The organism is Cupriavidus sp. FW305-46 (genome assembly GCF_058787075.1).
Genome location: NZ_JBYSZI010000062.1, coordinates 23,634 through 38,216 on the forward strand (window position 1 = coordinate 23,634; position 14,583 = coordinate 38,216).

Annotated in this window: 15 protein-coding genes; 7 read left to right on the forward strand and 8 right to left on the reverse strand. The window is 69.4% G+C overall.

What is annotated here, in order from left to right; genetic code table 11:
* Nucleotides 1-87: 87 nt before the first annotated feature.
* The 5 genes from dapA to AC3WON_RS25385 all read right to left on the reverse strand — a co-directional run bounded on the left by dapA (nt 88) and on the right by AC3WON_RS25385 (nt 3,990).
* Nucleotides 88-972: a 4-hydroxy-tetrahydrodipicolinate synthase gene (gene dapA, locus AC3WON_RS25365; protein ID WP_010808980.1), complete on the reverse strand. Its 885-nt coding sequence runs from the start codon at nt 970-972 to the stop codon at nt 88-90.
* A 137-nt stretch (nt 973-1,109) separates the two neighbouring features.
* Entirely contained in the window at nt 1,110-1,688 is a 579-nt protein-coding gene (locus AC3WON_RS25370; RefSeq protein ID WP_492352994.1) for a class I SAM-dependent methyltransferase, read from the reverse strand.
* Nucleotides 1,689-1,704: 16 nt separating this feature from the next.
* A complete protein-coding gene (locus tag AC3WON_RS25375) occupies nt 1,705-2,370 on the reverse strand; it encodes a site-2 protease family protein (protein ID WP_492320822.1) in 666 nt (221 codons plus the stop codon).
* A gap of 79 nt (nt 2,371-2,449) precedes the next feature.
* Nucleotides 2,450-3,073: an L-threonylcarbamoyladenylate synthase gene (locus AC3WON_RS25380; RefSeq protein WP_492320823.1), complete on the reverse strand. Its 624-nt coding sequence runs from the start codon at nt 3,071-3,073 to the stop codon at nt 2,450-2,452.
* 71 nt (nt 3,074-3,144) lie between these two features.
* The gene (locus AC3WON_RS25385; RefSeq protein ID WP_492352995.1) at nt 3,145-3,990 is read right to left on the reverse strand and encodes a 3',5'-nucleoside bisphosphate phosphatase; all 846 of its coding nucleotides are present in this window, start codon (nt 3,988-3,990) and stop codon (nt 3,145-3,147) included.
* A gap of 174 nt (nt 3,991-4,164) precedes the next feature.
* Between AC3WON_RS25385 and AC3WON_RS25390 the strand changes: the two genes are divergently transcribed.
* On the forward strand, nt 4,165-5,250 hold the full coding sequence (locus AC3WON_RS25390) for an NAD(P)/FAD-dependent oxidoreductase (RefSeq protein WP_492352996.1): 1,086 nt from the start codon (nt 4,165-4,167) through the stop codon (nt 5,248-5,250).
* 16 nt (nt 5,251-5,266) lie between these two features.
* Here the strand turns inward: AC3WON_RS25390 and AC3WON_RS25395 are convergent, their stop codons facing one another.
* On the reverse strand, nt 5,267-6,166 hold the full coding sequence (locus tag AC3WON_RS25395) for an alpha/beta fold hydrolase (RefSeq protein WP_492320826.1): 900 nt from the start codon (nt 6,164-6,166) through the stop codon (nt 5,267-5,269).
* A gap of 169 nt (nt 6,167-6,335) precedes the next feature.
* Here AC3WON_RS25395 and AC3WON_RS25400 point away from each other — a divergent pair, with 169 nt between their 5' ends.
* Nucleotides 6,336-8,066, forward strand: a complete 1,731-nt coding sequence (locus AC3WON_RS25400) for an acetate--CoA ligase (RefSeq protein ID WP_492352997.1) — start codon at nt 6,336-6,338, stop codon at nt 8,064-8,066.
* On the opposite strand, the gene AC3WON_RS25405 is transcribed toward AC3WON_RS25400, so the two are convergent.
* Nucleotides 8,063-8,950, reverse strand: a complete 888-nt coding sequence (locus AC3WON_RS25405) for a LysR family transcriptional regulator (protein ID WP_492320827.1) — start codon at nt 8,948-8,950, stop codon at nt 8,063-8,065. The genes AC3WON_RS25400 and AC3WON_RS25405 overlap by 4 nt on opposite strands.
* Nucleotides 8,951-9,096: 146 nt before the next feature.
* Between AC3WON_RS25405 and AC3WON_RS25410 the strand changes: the two genes are divergently transcribed.
* Together AC3WON_RS25410 and AC3WON_RS25415 are read left to right on the forward strand one after the other, a co-directional pair.
* The gene (locus AC3WON_RS25410) at nt 9,097-10,266 is read left to right on the forward strand and encodes a serine hydrolase domain-containing protein (protein ID WP_492352998.1); all 1,170 of its coding nucleotides are present in this window, start codon (nt 9,097-9,099) and stop codon (nt 10,264-10,266) included.
* A 40-nt stretch (nt 10,267-10,306) separates the two neighbouring features.
* A complete protein-coding gene (locus AC3WON_RS25415; protein WP_492320829.1) occupies nt 10,307-11,512 on the forward strand; it encodes an MFS transporter in 1,206 nt (401 codons plus the stop codon).
* 17 nt (nt 11,513-11,529) lie between these two features.
* Here the strand turns inward: AC3WON_RS25415 and AC3WON_RS25420 are convergent, their stop codons facing one another.
* Nucleotides 11,530-12,411, reverse strand: coding sequence for a ferritin-like domain-containing protein (locus tag AC3WON_RS25420; RefSeq protein WP_492320830.1), 882 nt, complete (start codon nt 12,409-12,411; stop codon nt 11,530-11,532).
* Nucleotides 12,412-12,548: 137 nt separating this feature from the next.
* On the opposite strand from AC3WON_RS25420, the gene AC3WON_RS25425 reads away from it, so the two are divergent.
* The 3 genes from AC3WON_RS25425 to AC3WON_RS25435 all read left to right on the forward strand — a co-directional run.
* Nucleotides 12,549-13,073 carry a gamma carbonic anhydrase family protein gene (locus AC3WON_RS25425; RefSeq protein ID WP_010808992.1) on the forward strand — a complete coding sequence of 175 codons (525 nt, stop codon included), beginning with the start codon at nt 12,549-12,551 and terminating at the stop codon, nt 13,071-13,073.
* 39 nt (nt 13,074-13,112) lie between these two features.
* Nucleotides 13,113-14,114: an Hsp33 family molecular chaperone HslO gene (gene hslO, locus AC3WON_RS25430; protein ID WP_492320831.1), complete on the forward strand. Its 1,002-nt coding sequence runs from the start codon at nt 13,113-13,115 to the stop codon at nt 14,112-14,114.
* 104 nt (nt 14,115-14,218) lie between these two features.
* The coding region (locus AC3WON_RS25435; protein WP_492352999.1) for a hypothetical protein at nt 14,219-14,583 on the forward strand (365 nt) is incomplete at its 3' end.

Consider the following 14,583-nt stretch of genomic DNA (forward strand, 5'->3'; position numbering starts at 1 on the left):
GACTTGCGTCGCCCCGCGGCGGTTAAGCTTCAGTTTCATTGACACGCAATCCTAGTAGGTGGTGCGACAGCAGGACGCCGCGAAAGATCAGGCCAGCAGGCCGGCGGCGGCCAGTGCCTTGCGTACATAGTCGTGGTTGGCCTCGGACAGAGGGGTCAGCGGCAGGCGGATACCGCCTTCCATCCTGCCCATCTGCTGGAGCGCCCACTTGACCGGGATCGGGTTGGCCTCGATGAACATGGCCTTGTTCAGCCCGATCAGCTCCATGTGCAGGCGGCGCGCGGTGACGACGTCGCCCTTGAGCGCCGCAACGCACATCTCGTGCATCTTGCGCGGTGCCACGTTGGCGGTGACCGAGATATTACCGTGGCCGCCCAGCAGGATCAGCGCAACCGCGGTGGGGTCGTCGCCGCTGTAGATGGCAAAGCCTTCCGGCGCGTCCTTGATCAGCTGCGCGGCGCGGTCGATATTGCCCGTCGCTTCCTTGACGCCGACGATGCCCGGCACCTGCGCCAGGCGCAGGATGGTCTCGTTGTTCATGTCCGCGACCGTACGGCCCGGCACGTTGTACAGCAGCACCGGCAGCTCCACCGCTTCGGCGATGGTGCGGAAATGCCGGTACATGCCTTCCTGGGTCGGCTTGTTGTAGTACGGCACGACCTGCAGCGACGCATCGGCGCCCACCTTCTTGGCGAAGGCGGTCAGCTCGATGGCCTCCTTGGTGGAGTTGCCGCCGGTGCCCGCGATGATCGGGATGCGCTTGCCGGCCTGTTCCACGGCAACGCGGATCAGTTCGCAGTGCTCCTCGACGGAAACTGTCGGGGACTCGCCGGTGGTGCCCACGATCACGATGCCGTCGGTGCCTTCGGCCACGTGCCAGTCGACCAGTGCGCGCAGGGCCGGGAAGTCCAGGCTGCCGTCTTCATGCATCGGGGTAACGATGGCGACAATGCTGCCGGTAATCTGTGTCATAACGTTAAGGAATTCGGGATGCGAATAACGGGATTGTACCGGAACCGCAGGCCGCTTCGACCGCCGCCCGGACAGGGGTTGATACCAACTGTTTCAACGTGTGCAGCGGCATTCTCGCCGACAGCGCCGTGCTTGGCTCAGGCGTCGAGCCGGTAGCGTGCCGGCGCGGGCGCATCGGCGCCGGCAGCCGCCTCGCGCACCGCACATATCCGCTGCACGAAGGCTGTTTTCGGCACTTCGACCAGGCCATCCTCATAGGCGACCACGCGCAGGCCATGCTGGCGCGCCACTTCGAGCAATTCGCCCGGCCGCAGCAGGAAATCCGGCCGCGACGGCTTGCCGACGGTTTCATTGCCCGCGGCAAAGGTTTCATAAATCCACATGCCGCCGGGCGCCAGCGCCGCCGCCAGGTGCGGCCACAGCGGCCGGTGCAGGTAATTGGTGACGACGATGGCGTCGAACGGCGCCTCGCCGGCCAGCGGCCAGGCGCCCTGCTCCAGGTCGGCCACCCGGCCGGTCACGCCGGCCGGCAGGCCGGCGATGGCCTCGGCGTCGCGGTCGACGGCCAGCACCGTGTGGCCGCGCGCCGCCAGCCAGGCGGCATGGCGGCCGCTGCCGCAGGCCAGGTCCAGCACCCGCGCGCCGGGGCGCAGCAGGTGGGCCCAGCGGGCAACCCAGGGGGAGGGGGCCGAAAGCCCGGCATGCGATAGCGTCATGGCGTTCCCCGGCACGTCACTGCAGCAGCATCACGATCGGGCGCAGCATTAGCTCGATCAGCGACATCAGCACATTGACCACCGGCGTCATCCAGATCGTGGTGATCACGCCAGCGGCCACCAGCGCCAGCACCACGAAGATGCCGTACGGCTCGATGCGCGACACCGCGCGGGCAATGCCCTGCGGCAGCAGCGCGGTCAGCACGCGGCCGCCGTCCAGCGGCGGCACCGGGAACAGGTTGAAGGCCGCCACCACCAGGTTGACGCGCACGCCCGCCAGCGCCATCTCGCCGAAAAACGGCTCGCGCACGCCGCCCCAGGTCAGGCCGATGGCCAGCAGCACCCAGACGAAGGCCTGCACCACATTGCTGGCCGGCCCGGCCAGCGCCACCCACATGCCGTGCCAGCGCGGGTTACGCAGGCGCTCGAACGCCACCGGCACCGGCTTGGCATAGCCGAACACGAACTGGCCGCTGGTCATGATATAGAGCAGCAGCGGCACCGCGATGGTGCCGATCGGATCGATATGGCGGATCGGGTTCAGGCTGACGCGCCCGAGCGCATAGGCCGTGTCGTCGCCGAAAAGCTTGGCCACGTAGCCGTGCGAGGCCTCATGCAGCGTGATGGCGAACAGCACCGGCAGGGCATAGACCGCGAAGGTCTGGATAAGGGAGGAATCCATGGTCCCTATTGTAACGGCCCGGCGCCGCCCAGGCGCACGCTCGTGCACCCGCCAGGCGGGGTGGCAGCGCCCGGGGAACTCAGAGCCCGAAGCGCTCGACGTCGCCGCGGCCCGCGCGGATCAGTTCGGGCTCGCCGCTGGTCAGGTCGATCACCGTGGTCGGCTGCGCCGGCGCCGGGCCGCCGCACACCACCAGGTCAAGCTGCTTCTCCAGCCGCGCGCGGATTTCCGCCGGGTCGTTGAGCGGCTCTTCGTCGCCCGGCATCTGCAGCGTGGCCGAGATCAGCGGCTCGCCGGTCTCGCCCAGCAACGCCAGCGGAATCGCGTGTTCAGGCACGCGCACGCCGATGGTCTTGCGCGCCGGGTGCGACAGCCGCCGCGGCACCTCCTTGGTCGCTTCCAGGATGAACACGTACGGGCCCGGCGTGGCGCCCTTGAGCCAGCGGTACTGCCGGTTGTCGACGCGGGCAAAGTTGCCGAGCTCGGACAGGTCGCGGCACATCAGCGTCAGGTGGTGGCGGTCATCGATACCGCGCAGCCGGCGCAGGCGCTCGACGGCGGCCTTGTCGTCGAGCCGGCAGGCCAGCGCATAGCTGGAATCGGTCGGCAGCGCAATCAGGCCGCCCTTCTGCAGGATCTGGGCGGCCTGCTTGACCAGGCGCGACTGCGGATTGAGCGGATGGATCTCGAAGTACTGTGACATGGACCAGGGTGGCGGATTCAGACAGATCGGAGCGGAATCTGGGGGGTACCCCGGCCAGGCCGGGCTTGCGCCTACCAGTCGTGCCAGACCGGCGTCACCGTCGGCGGCAGCGGCGGCAGCTTGCCCAGCTCGACGCGCCCTTCGCCGGGGCCGTGGAAATCCGAGCCGCGCGAGGCCAGCAGCCCGTAGTGGCGGGCCACCGCGGCATAGCGGCGGTACTGGTCGGGCGTGTGGCTGCCAGTCACGACCTCGACGGCGCCACCGCCCAGGGCGGTGAATTCATCGAACAGCGCGTCGTGCTGGGTATCGGTGTAATTGTAGCGGCCCGGGTGCGCCATCACGGCGATGCCGCCGGCGGCGCGGATCCAGCCGACTGCGTCGGCCAGGCTGGCCCAGCGGTGGCCGACATAGCCGGGGCGGCCTTCCGACAGGTACTCGCTGAAGACCTCGCCCACGGTGGCGCAACGGCCCTGGTCGACCAGCCAGCGCGCAAAGTGCGTGCGCGAGATCAGGTCCGGGTTGCCCACGTGCTGCAGCGCCCCTTCATAGGCGCCGGTGATGCCCACTTTTGCCAGCGCGTCGGCAATATCGCGCGCGCGGCGCGCGCGGCCCGAGCGGGTATCGGTCAGGCCGTCGATCAGTTCCGGGCAGTGCGGGTCGATCTGCAGGCCGACGATGTGCACGGTCTGCCCGGCCCAGGTCACCGAGATCTCCACGCCCGGCACATAGCGCATGCCGAACTCCTCGGCCGCGGCACGCGCCTCGGCCTGCCCGCCCAGTTCGTCGTGGTCGGTCAGGGCCCAGAACGCGACCCCCGCGTCGCGGGCGATTTCCGCGATGGCGCGCGGCGCCAGCGTGCCGTCGGACACGGTGGAATGGCAATGCAGGTCGGCATTGATGGCGTGGGCGTTTTGCATGGGGCCATTCTACTCCCGTCGCCCCCTCCATGCGTGACGCCGGCGCCCCCTGGAAAGCCACCATGCCAAAGCCCTGCCGGCAACGCTGGCGTGGGCGGAAACGGGCGATGTGCGGGGTATAGTCGGGCCTTGCACTGTCATTTTTGCGGGCACCTGGCGTGCCCGCCATGCCCAATGTCCACCGCTACCCCCCTCGCACCAGCCCCCGTCACCACCACCGATGTCCTGATCGTGGGCGCCGGCCCGGTCGGGCTCTTTGCCGCGTTCCAGGCCGGCGTGCTCGGCCTCAGATGCGAGCTGATCGACGTGCTCGACCGCGCCGGCGGCCAGTGCACCGAGCTCTATCCTGAAAAACCGATCTACGACATCCCCGCCGTGCCGGGCTGCCTGGCGCAGGACCTGGTCGACCGGCTGCTGGAGCAATGCGCGCCGTTCGATTTCCCGATGCACTTCGGCCAGCGCGCGGAAAGCCTGTCCGAAATCCCGCGGCAGCCGGCACCTGACGGGCATGCCGCCCATGAGCGCCTGCTGGTCACCACTGACGGCGGCAAGCGCTTCGATGTCGCCGCGGCGCTGATCTGCGCCGGCGCGGGCGCGTTTGCGCCGCAGCGTGTATCGCTGCCGGAAGCGCCGGCACTGGAAGGCCGCCACGTGCACTACGCCGTGCGCGATGTGTCGCGCTTTGCCGGCAAGCGCGTGGTGGTGGCCGGCGGCGGCGACTCGGCGCTGGACTGGGCGCTGGCGCTGCGCAAGGTGGCCGCGCGCGTGACGCTGGTGCACCGGCGCGAAGGCTTCCGCGCGGCCGACGGCACCGTCGCGGAAATGCGCGAGGCAGTGGCGGCCGGCGAGATGGATTTCGTGGTCGGCATGCTCGGCGCCCTGCGCACCGAAGGCCAGGACGGCCCGCTGACCGAGGTCGAGGTGCGCACCCGCGACGGCAGCACGGTGCTGCCCACCGATGAACTGGTGGCGCTGTACGGCCTGGTGTCCGAGCCGGGCCCGATCGCGCAGTGGGACATGGACATGCGCGCCGGCCGCATCCTGGTCGACACCACCACTTATGAAAGCTCGCGCCGCGGCATCTTTGCCGCGGGCGATATCGCCTACTACACCAACAAGCAGAAGCTGATCCTGTCAGGCTTCCACGAGGCCGCGCTGGCATTGCGCCGCGCCTACCACTACGCCTTCCCGGAAAAGGCGCTGGTGCACGTGCACACCAGCAACAACGCCGCGCTGAAGGAAAAGCTGACGCACGCCTGAGCGGCGGCGCCAGCGCTCACACCGCGCTGCAGAACGATTCCACCAGCTCCGCCACCGCGGCGGGCTGGTCGTGATGCAGCATGTGGCCGGCGTCATCGACCATCGCTTCACGGAAGTCGCGGAAGGCGCGGAAGCGCTCCTTGAATTCGTCGATGGCCTGCTTGTGGGCGATATTGCGCAGCGTTTCAGAATCGCGCGCTTCCACATGCAGCACTGGCGCGCTGACCTGCTCCCAGATCGCCATCACCTCATCGAGCCGGTACAGCATCGGGTTGACCAGCTTGTGCGCCGGATCTCCCAGGATCTCCCAGCGGCCCTCCGCATTGCGTCGCGACCAGTGCGCGGCCAGGAAGGCGGCACGGTCGTCGGGCAGGCGCGGGTTGGTCTTCTGCAGCCGGGCAGCGACGCCGTCCACGCTGTCATACGTCTTCAGCGCCGAGCCGGTGCGCAGTTCGTCGAGCCAGCGCGCATAGCGCTTCGGTGCATGCACCGGCCGCGTCGCCGTCATGCCGAAGCCCTCCAGGTCTACCACGCGGCGCACGCGCTGCGGGCGGATGCCGGCATACAGGCAGATCACGTTGGCGCCCATGCTGTGGCCGACCAGGTCGACCTGGCCGTCGGGCTCGTAATGGTCGAGCAAGGCCTCGAGGTCGGCGATATAGTCCGCGAACCAGTACGACTGCGTGCCCGGGTAGCGCGTGGGCCAGTCGGTCTCGCCAAACCCGCGCCAGTCAGGCGCAATCACATGCCAGTCGCCGCGCAGGTGGTCGACCAGGAACTGGAACGACGCGGCCACATCCATCCAGCCATGCAGCATGAACAGCTTGCGCGCGCCGGGCTGGCCCCAGTGGCGCACGTGGTAGCGCAGCCCGCGCAACGTGATAAATTCAGACCGCGAGGTTTCCTTGATTGTCATTGTCTCCACCCTTGCGCGCGGGTCTTCCTGCCGCCGGGCGCGGCGCCACGGGGGCTGGCGAGGGAAGCCCACACAAAATAGAACGATCGTTCGCTTGTGCGCATTATAGCGGTCGCCGCCATCCCGGGGGCGCCGTGGCCGCGCGAGCCGGACCTACCGGAGACTTTGGATGGCCTTAGCTGCCTTGCCGGCAAGCCGGCGCGACGACTATCGCGCCCTGTATGAATCCTTCCGCTGGGAAATCCCCCCGCATTTCAATATCGCCGAGGCCTGCTGCGGGCGCTGGGCGCGCGACCCGGCCGCGATGGACCGCATCGCGGTCTATACCGAGCACGAGGACGGCCGCCGCAACGCGCATACCTTTGCCCATATCCAGGCCGAAGCCAACCGGCTGTCGGCGGCGCTGCGCGCACTGGGCGTGGCACGCGGCGACCGCGTGGCGATCGTGATGCCGCAGCGGATCGAGACCGTGATCGCGCATATGGCGATCTACCAGCTCGGCGCCATCGCCATGCCGCTGTCGATGCTGTTCGGGCCCGAGGCGCTGGCCTACCGTATCGCACACAGCGAAGCCAACGTGGCGATTGCCGACGAGACTTCCATCGACAATGTGCTGGCCGCGCGCCCGGAATGCCCGACGCTGGCCACCGTGATTGCCGCCGGCGGCGCGCATGGCCGCGGCGACCACGACTGGGAAGTGCTGCTGGCCGCGCAGCTGCCGACTTTTGTCGCCGAGCAGACCAAGGCCGACGAGGCCGCGGTGCTGATCTACACCAGCGGCACCACCGGCCCGCCCAAGGGCGCGCTGATCCCGCACCGCGCGCTGATCGGCAACCTGACCGGCTTCGTCTGCTCGCAGAACTGGTATCCGCAGGACGACGACGTGTTCTGGAGCCCGGCCGACTGGGCCTGGACCGGCGGCCTGTGGGATGCGCTGATGCCGGCACTGTATTTCGGCAAGCCCATCGTCGGCTACCAGGGCCGCTTCTCCGCCGAGCGCGCCTTCGAGCTGCTGGAGCGCTACGCCGTCACCAACACCTTCCTGTTCCCGACCGCGCTCAAGCAGATGATGAAGGCCTGCCCCGAGCCGCGGCAGCGCTACGACATCAGGCTGCGTGCGCTGATGAGCGCGGGCGAGGCCGTGGGCGAGACCGTGTTCGGCTGGTGCCGCGATGCGCTGGGCGTGATCGTCAACGAGATGTTCGGCCAGACCGAGATCAACTACATCGTCGGCAACTGCACCGCGCAGAACGACGACGAGCAGCTGGGCTGGCCGGCACGGCCGGGCTCGATGGGGCGTCCCTATCCGGGCCACCGCGTGCAGGTGATCGACGACGAAGGCCGGCCCTGCGCGCCGGGCGAGGACGGCGAGGTCGCGGTATGCGCCACCGACAGCGCCAGGCATCCGGACCCGGTGTTCTTCCTCGGCTACTGGAAGAACGAGGCCGCCACCGCGGGCAAGTACGCCGAGCGCGATGGCCTGCGCTGGTGCCGCACCGGCGACCTGGCGCGCGTCGATGCCGATGGCTACCTGTGGTACCAGGGGCGTGCCGACGATGTGTTCAAGTCCTCGGGCTACCGCATCGGGCCGAGCGAGATCGAGAACTGCCTGCTCAAGCATCCGGCGGTGTCCAACTGCGCCGTGGTGCCCTCGCCCGACCCCGAGCGCGGCGCCGTGGTCAAGGCCTTCGTGGTGCTGACGCCGTCGGTGGCGCGCTCGTTCGACGGCGACGCGGCGCTGGTCACGGAGCTCCAGGCGCATGTGCGCGGCCAGCTGGCGCCGTATGAATACCCGAAGGCGATCGAGTTCATCGACCAGCTGCCGATGACCACCACCGGCAAGATCCAGCGGCGCGTGCTGCGCTTGCTGGAGGAAGAGCGCGCGGGCAAGCGCGCCTAGGCAGGAAAGACCCGCTCGCAGAGGAAATCGACCAGCGCCCTCACCTTGGGCGAGGGATGCCTGCTCGCCGGCCAGAGCACGTGAAAGGCCTTGGCCGGCCCCACATGGCCAGCCAGTACCTGGCACAGGCTGCCATCGGCGAGCTGCTCGCGGATGGCGAAATCCGGCAGGCAGGCAATACCCAGGCCGCGCAGCGCAAAACACAGGCGCGTCTCGATGTTGTTGCAGATCATCGATGTCGGCAGCGCCAGCTCGGCCTCGCCCGGCGCGCGCCGCAGCGGCCAGGCCTCGAGCTTGCCGGTGTGGGGAAAGCGGTAATGCAGGCAGGCATGCCCGGCCAGGTCGGCAGGCAGCTTCGGCGTGCCACGCTGCGCGAGGTAGCCGGGCGATGCCACCAGCATCGCCTGGAACGCACCCAGCCTGCGCGCCGACAGGCGCGAGTCGGCGGGCTCGCCGGTGCGGACCACCGCATCGAAGCCCTCCTCGATGACATCGACCAGCTGGTCGGTGAAATCCAGGTCCAGCTCGATGTCCGGATACGCGCGCATGAAGTCGCCCAGCACGGGCAAGACCAGTGAACTGACCAGCGGCAGGCTCACCCGCAGGCGGCCGCGCGGCGCCGCGGTGGCTTCGGCCAGCTCCAGCTCCGCCGCTTCGATCTCGGCGAGCACGCGGCGGCTGCGCTCCAGGAACAGCGTGCCTTCGGCGGTCAGCGTCACGCTGCGCGTGCTGCGGTGGAACAGCCGTACGCCGAGCCTTTCTTCCAGCCGCGCCACGCTCTTGCCGACGGCGGAGGCCGACACCCCAAGCAAGCGCCCTGCTGCGACAAAACTGCGGGTCTCGGCCACCTGCACAAACACTGCGAAGCCACTGAGGCTGTCCATGATGCCCCCGATTGCGGACACAAAGTTCCGGAGAAAAAGGAACTGTAGCCCACTTTTTCTTTAATGGCCGGGTCCTTATCGTGAGCGGGTGGTTCATTGAACAAGGATTCGCTGTGTCCCTCCCCAGGATTGCACCGCCCCCGGGCGTGTCCCCTGCATTCCCCGCGCCCCTGAGTGCGCGCATCGACGCCGTGGTCCGGCAGGCGCTGGAGCAACGGCGACTGGTCGGCGCCGTCGTGCTGGTCAGCCGTGACGGCGAACTGGTCCACCAGCAGGCGGCAGGCCTGGCCGATCGGGAAAGCGGACAGCCGATGCGCATGGATGCGGTCTTCCGGCTGGCTTCGGTAAGCAAGCCGATCGTCTCCGTGGCGGCACTGGTGCTGGTCGCACAAGGCCGTCTCGAGCTTGACCAGGGTATCGACCGCTGGCTGCCTGAATTCCACCCGCGCCTTGCCGATGGCCGACCGGCACGTATCACGGCGCGGCAGCTGCTCAGCCATACCGCGGGGCTGGGCTATCGCTTCTTCGAGTCCGATGAAGACGGACCCTATGCGCGCGCCGGCATCTCCGACGGCATGGACGACACCACCATCAGCCTGGCGGAAAACCTGCGGCGCATCGCCAGCGTGCCCTTGCTGTACGAACCGGGTACCGCGTGGGGCTACTCGCTCGCGACCGACGTGCTGGGCGCACTGATCGAGCGCGTCCATGGCACGCCGCTGGACATGGCCGTGAGCCAGCTGGTGACCGGCCCGCTGGGCATGGCCGACACCGGCTTCGTGGCACGCGATGCGCACCGCGTGCCGACCCCGTATGTGAATGACAGCCCGCACCCGCACCGCCTGCGCGAAGGCGAAACCGTGCCCGTGCTCGAAGGCACGGTTGGCATTCCCTACAGCCCCGCACGCATCTTCAATGCGCAGGCCTTCCCCTCCGGCGGGGCGGGCATGGCGGGCACGGCGCACGACTTCCTGCGCCTGCTGGAGAACTTGCGCCAGGGCGGCGGCGCGTTGCTGCCATCCGCCCTGGTCGAGGACATGGCGCGCAACCAGACTGGCGGCCTGGACCTGCCCGATGCGCCGGGAACCGGCTTCGGGCTGGGCTTCTCGGTGCTGCGCGATCCGCGCCGGGCGGGCTCCCCGGAAGCTGCCGGCACCTGGCGCTGGGGCGGCGCCTACGGCCACGCCTGGTTCGTCGACCGCAGCCAGGGGCTGAGCGTGGTGGCGTTCACCAACACGCTGTACGAGGGCATGTCCGGCCGCTTTGTCACCGACCTGCGCGACGCGGTCTACGGTGTCGCCCCCACAGCCGCGTAACCATCCAAGCAACACATCACCCCCTTATCCAGGCGCCAACATGACCACAGCCACCAACTCGCTTGCGAACAATGCACAGCCGGACGCGCAGCCTGCGCGGCTACCGCTTCCGGCACTGCTTGCGCTTGCCGTCGCAGGCTTCATCACCGTCCTGACCGAGGCCTTGCCGGCGGGGCTGCTGCCGCAGATCGGCGCGGGCCTTGCCATCTCCGAGCCGCTTGCCGGCCAGCTCGTCACCATCTACGCCTTCGGTTCACTGGTGGCCGCCATGCCGCTGACGGCGGCCACGCAAGGGCTGCGGCGACGGCCGCTGCTGCTGCTTGCGATCGCGGGCTTTGCCGTCGCCAACGCCGTGACGGCCTGGTCCGGCAACTATGTCCTGACCATGGCGGCGCGCTTCCTTGCGGGGGTCTCGGCCGGACTGCTGTGGGCGCTGCTGGCTGGCTATGCCGCGCGCATGGTTCCCGATCACCTCAAGGGTCGTGCCATTGCTGTCGCGATGGTTGGCATCCCCCTGGCCTTGTCGCTGGGCGTGCCATCCGGGACCTTCCTCGGTGCGCTCATGGGCTGGCGCGCGTGCTTCGGCATCATCAGCGTGCTGACGCTGGGACTGATTGCCTGGGTGCTGGCCAGCGTGCCGGATTTTGCCGGCCAGCCCGCCGGCCAGCGGCTGCCGATCGCGCGCGTGTTCACCGTGCCGGGCGTGCGTCCGGTGCTTTTCGTGACGCTCGCCTTCGTGCTGGCGCACAACATCCTCTACACCTATATCGCGCCGTTCCTGCGAGCCGGCAACGCCGGGGCACGGCTTGACCTGGTCCTGTTCGTGTTCGGGCTGGCCTCGCTCGCCGGCATCTGGATCACCGGCGTGCTGATCGACCGGTGGCTGCGGGCGCTGACGCTGGCCAGCACGCTGCTGTTCGGGCTTGCGGTGCTGGCGCTTGGGGCCGGAGGCGGGCACCCGGCCGTGGTCTATGCCGCGGCCGCGATCTGGGGCCTGGGCTTCGGCGGCGTTTCCACGCTATTCCAGACGGCGCTGGCGAAGACCGCCGGCAAATCCGCGGACGTGGCCCAGTCGATGCTGGTCACGGCCTGGAACATTGCCATCGCCGGCGGCGGCGTCATCGGCGGGATGCTGCTCGATGGCGTCGGCATCGGCGCATTCCCGCCCGTGCTGGCTGCCCTGCTCGCCGCAACCTGGCTGGTGGTCTGGTCGGCGCGCAGGCATGGCTTTCCCGCGCGCGGCTGAGGTGTGGGACGGCAAGCCTAACCGGCCGATGCCTCCAGCCAGGCCAGTTCGTCTTCATCGAAGCCCGCAGCGCGCCGCGCCTCGAGATTGAACGGCCCGCGCAGCTTCGGCGCGCGGTACTGCCCGGCCAGCTGCGCGTAGGTGGCAACGGGGTCCAGGCCGCGCCGCGCGCACAGCCAGCGGTACCAGTGGTTGCCGATGGCGACGTGGCCGACCTCGTCGCGCAGGATGATGTCGATGATGGCCGCGGCGGCGTGGTCGCCGGCGCCGGCGAGCCTGGCGCGCACCGGCGGCGAGGCATCGAGCCCGCGCGCCTCCAGCGTGCGCGGCACCAGCGCCATGCGCGCGAGCACGTCGCCGGCGGTCTTGTCGGTCATCTCCCACAGGCTGTCGTGGGCAGGGAAGTCGCCATAGGCCGCGCCCAGCGTGCCAAGGTGGTCGGCCAGCAGCGTGAAGTGGTACGCCTCTTCATCGGCCACGCGCAGCCAGTCGCGGTAGTAGCCGGGCGGCATGCCGGCGAAGCGCCAGGCCGCGTCCAGCGCCAGGTTGATGGCATTGAACTCGATATGGCACAGCGCATGGATCATCGCCGCGCGCCCGGCCGGGGTATGCAGCGAGCGGCGCCGCTCGACGTCCTGCGGCGCCACCAGCGGCGGCCGCGCGGGGCGGCCGGGGATGGCCTGGCCGGCACCGGCCTGGATCGCCTCGCCGGCGGCGAGCGCCTCGTCCGGCAATGTCGTCACATGGCGGTAAAGTGCCCGCGCCGCCACGGACTTTTCCCGGGGATCCGTCATGCACAGCACCGCCAGCGCCTGCTGGCGCGGCGAAAGTGACGGTTCAGGCGAGGCGGCGGCGGGTGTTTTTTCTGGCATGAGCGTAAAATCCGGGTCTGCCGCCATTGTAGGGCCTGGCCGGTGCCCGACTGCCGGGCAAGCCGCGCAGTCGCCGTGGCGCCGCGCGCCCGCCCCCCACCCTGGCCCTTTAAAGTCCGGCGGCAACCCCCACTTCAACAAAAGCCTTTCGTGCAGGAGACCTCATGGCGCTTTACCAGCTCGGCGACGTCAAGCCCAATATCGACAGCGATGCCTACGTGGCCCCCGAAGCCACCGTCATCGGCAACGTGACCCTCAAGTCCCGCGCCAGCGCCTGGCCCGGTGTCGTGATCCGCGGCGACAACGAACCGATCGTGGTGGGCGAGGACACCAACATCCAGGAAGGCTCGGTGCTGCATACCGACCCGGGCTGCCCGCTGACCCTGGGCGACAAGGTCTCGATCGGCCACCAGGCCATGCTGCATGGCTGCACCGTGGGCGAAGGCTCGCTCATCGGGATCCAGGCCGTGGTCCTGAACCGCGCCGTGATCGGCAAGGAATGCCTGGTCGGCGCCGGTGCCGTGGTGACCGAAGGCAAGGTCTTCCCGGACCGCTCTCTGATCCTGGGCGCGCCGGCCAAGGTGGTGCGCCAGCTGACCGACGCCGACGTCGCCAACCTGTACCGCAACGCCGAGACCTACGCCACCCGGCAGGCCATGTACAAGCAACAGCTCAAGCGGATCGGCTGACGACCGCGGCGGCACCTACCGAATCATCGACAGATTATTGTGACCGATACCACCACCCCCGACACCCTGCAGAAATTCCTGTTCGACGCGGCCCCCGTGCGCGGCGAGCTGGTGCGCATGGAAGCCACCTGGCAAGAAGTGCTGGGCCGCCACAGCTACCCCGCACCGGTGCGCCGGCTGCTGGGCGAGATGATGGCCGCCGCGGCGCTGCTGTCGGCCAACCTGAAGTTCAACGGGGCGCTGGTGATGCAGCTGCACGGCGACGGCCCGGTGCGCATGCTGGTGGTGGAATGCCTGTCCGACCTGTCGATGCGCGCCACCGCCAAGCTGGCCGAGGACGCGCACATCGCCGACGACGCCACGCTGGCGCAGATGGTCAACGCCCACGGCCACGGCCGCTTTGCCATCACGCTGGACCCGAAGGACAAGCTGCCGGGCCAGCAGGCGTACCAGGGCATTGTGCCGCTGGCCGACGCGCACGGCCCGCTGGCCTCGATCAGCGCCGTGCTGGAGCACTACATGCAGGCGTCCGAGCAGCTCGACACGCGCCTGTGGCTGGCGGCGGACGACCACGTCGCCGCCGGCATGCTGCTGCAGAAGCTGCCGGCCTACGGCGGCACCGCGGAAGTCGGCGAGACCGGCGCGCCGCTGGCCAGCCATGTCCGCGCGCAGGACCTGGACACCTGGGACCGCGCCGTGCAGCTGGGCGCCACGCTCAAGGCCGACGAACTGCTGGCCGAGACCCCCGACACCCTGCTGCGCCGCCTGTTCTGGGAAGACCTGCAGGCCGCCGGCCTGCGCGTGTTTGAGCCGCTGACGCCGCATTTCCATTGCTCCTGCTCGCGCCCCAAGGTGGCGGGCATGCTGCAGTCGCTGGGCCAGGAAGAGATCGAAGGCATCATCGCCGAGCGCGGCCAGGTGGAGATCCACTGCGACTTCTGCGGCCTGCGCTATGAGTTCGATCCGGTCGACTGCGCCCAGCTGTTCTCGGCCACCCATGTCGCCACCGGCGCCGGTGCCGGCGCGCAGCAGCACCACTGAGCGGCGGGCGCGGGGCGGCACGGCGGAAACAACCGCCTTGCCGTCCTGTCCAACGGCTGTACGATGGCAGCATCCAGCTGCCGCAAGCAAGCCTGAGTACAGCCATGTCCGCCCGAGCCACCCCCTCCCTGCCTGAATCCCCTGCCATCGTGCCGGCCGTGCTGCGCGCCATTGCCGCCTGCGCCGCGACCGGCGCACTGCTGCTGGCCACAGGCTGCGCTGAGCTGCCGCGCGACGCCAACGGCTCGCCGCCCACGGCGCGGCTGGCGCCCAACGCCATCCCGCCAGCGCCGCTGACGGCCGACGACAAGCAGAAGCTCGACACGCTGAACCAGGAGATTCTGCGCGAGCAGGCCGCCGCGATCGCGCTCGACCAGCAGGCCGCGGCCGCGCGCGCGGCTTATGGCTATCCGAACACCAGCTGGAACCTGTATTACGGGGGATGGGGTGGCGGCCGCTGGGGCGGCGG

Excerpts from the sequence above, each read along its gene's own strand:
- dapA (WP_010808980.1), bottom strand. The coding sequence starts at position 972 with ATGACACAGATTACCGGCAGCATTGTCGCCATCGTTACCCCGATGCAT.
- AC3WON_RS25370 (WP_492352994.1), bottom strand. The coding sequence starts at position 1,688 with ATGACGCTATCGCATGCCGGGCTTTCGGCCCCCTCCCCCTGGGTTGCC.
- AC3WON_RS25375 (WP_492320822.1), bottom strand. The coding sequence starts at position 2,370 with ATGGATTCCTCCCTTATCCAGACCTTCGCGGTCTATGCCCTGCCGGTG.
- AC3WON_RS25380 (WP_492320823.1), bottom strand. The coding sequence starts at position 3,073 with ATGTCACAGTACTTCGAGATCCATCCGCTCAATCCGCAGTCGCGCCTG.
- AC3WON_RS25385 (WP_492352995.1), bottom strand. The coding sequence starts at position 3,990 with ATGCAAAACGCCCACGCCATCAATGCCGACCTGCATTGCCATTCCACC.
- AC3WON_RS25390 (WP_492352996.1), top strand. The coding sequence starts at position 4,165 with ATGTCCACCGCTACCCCCCTCGCACCAGCCCCCGTCACCACCACCGAT.
- AC3WON_RS25395 (WP_492320826.1), bottom strand. The coding sequence starts at position 6,166 with ATGACAATCAAGGAAACCTCGCGGTCTGAATTTATCACGTTGCGCGGG.
- AC3WON_RS25400 (WP_492352997.1), top strand. The coding sequence starts at position 6,336 with ATGGCCTTAGCTGCCTTGCCGGCAAGCCGGCGCGACGACTATCGCGCC.
- AC3WON_RS25405 (WP_492320827.1), bottom strand. The coding sequence starts at position 8,950 with ATGGACAGCCTCAGTGGCTTCGCAGTGTTTGTGCAGGTGGCCGAGACC.
- AC3WON_RS25415 (WP_492320829.1), top strand. The coding sequence starts at position 10,307 with ATGACCACAGCCACCAACTCGCTTGCGAACAATGCACAGCCGGACGCG.
- AC3WON_RS25420 (WP_492320830.1), bottom strand. The coding sequence starts at position 12,411 with ATGGCGGCAGACCCGGATTTTACGCTCATGCCAGAAAAAACACCCGCC.
- AC3WON_RS25425 (WP_010808992.1), top strand. The coding sequence starts at position 12,549 with ATGGCGCTTTACCAGCTCGGCGACGTCAAGCCCAATATCGACAGCGAT.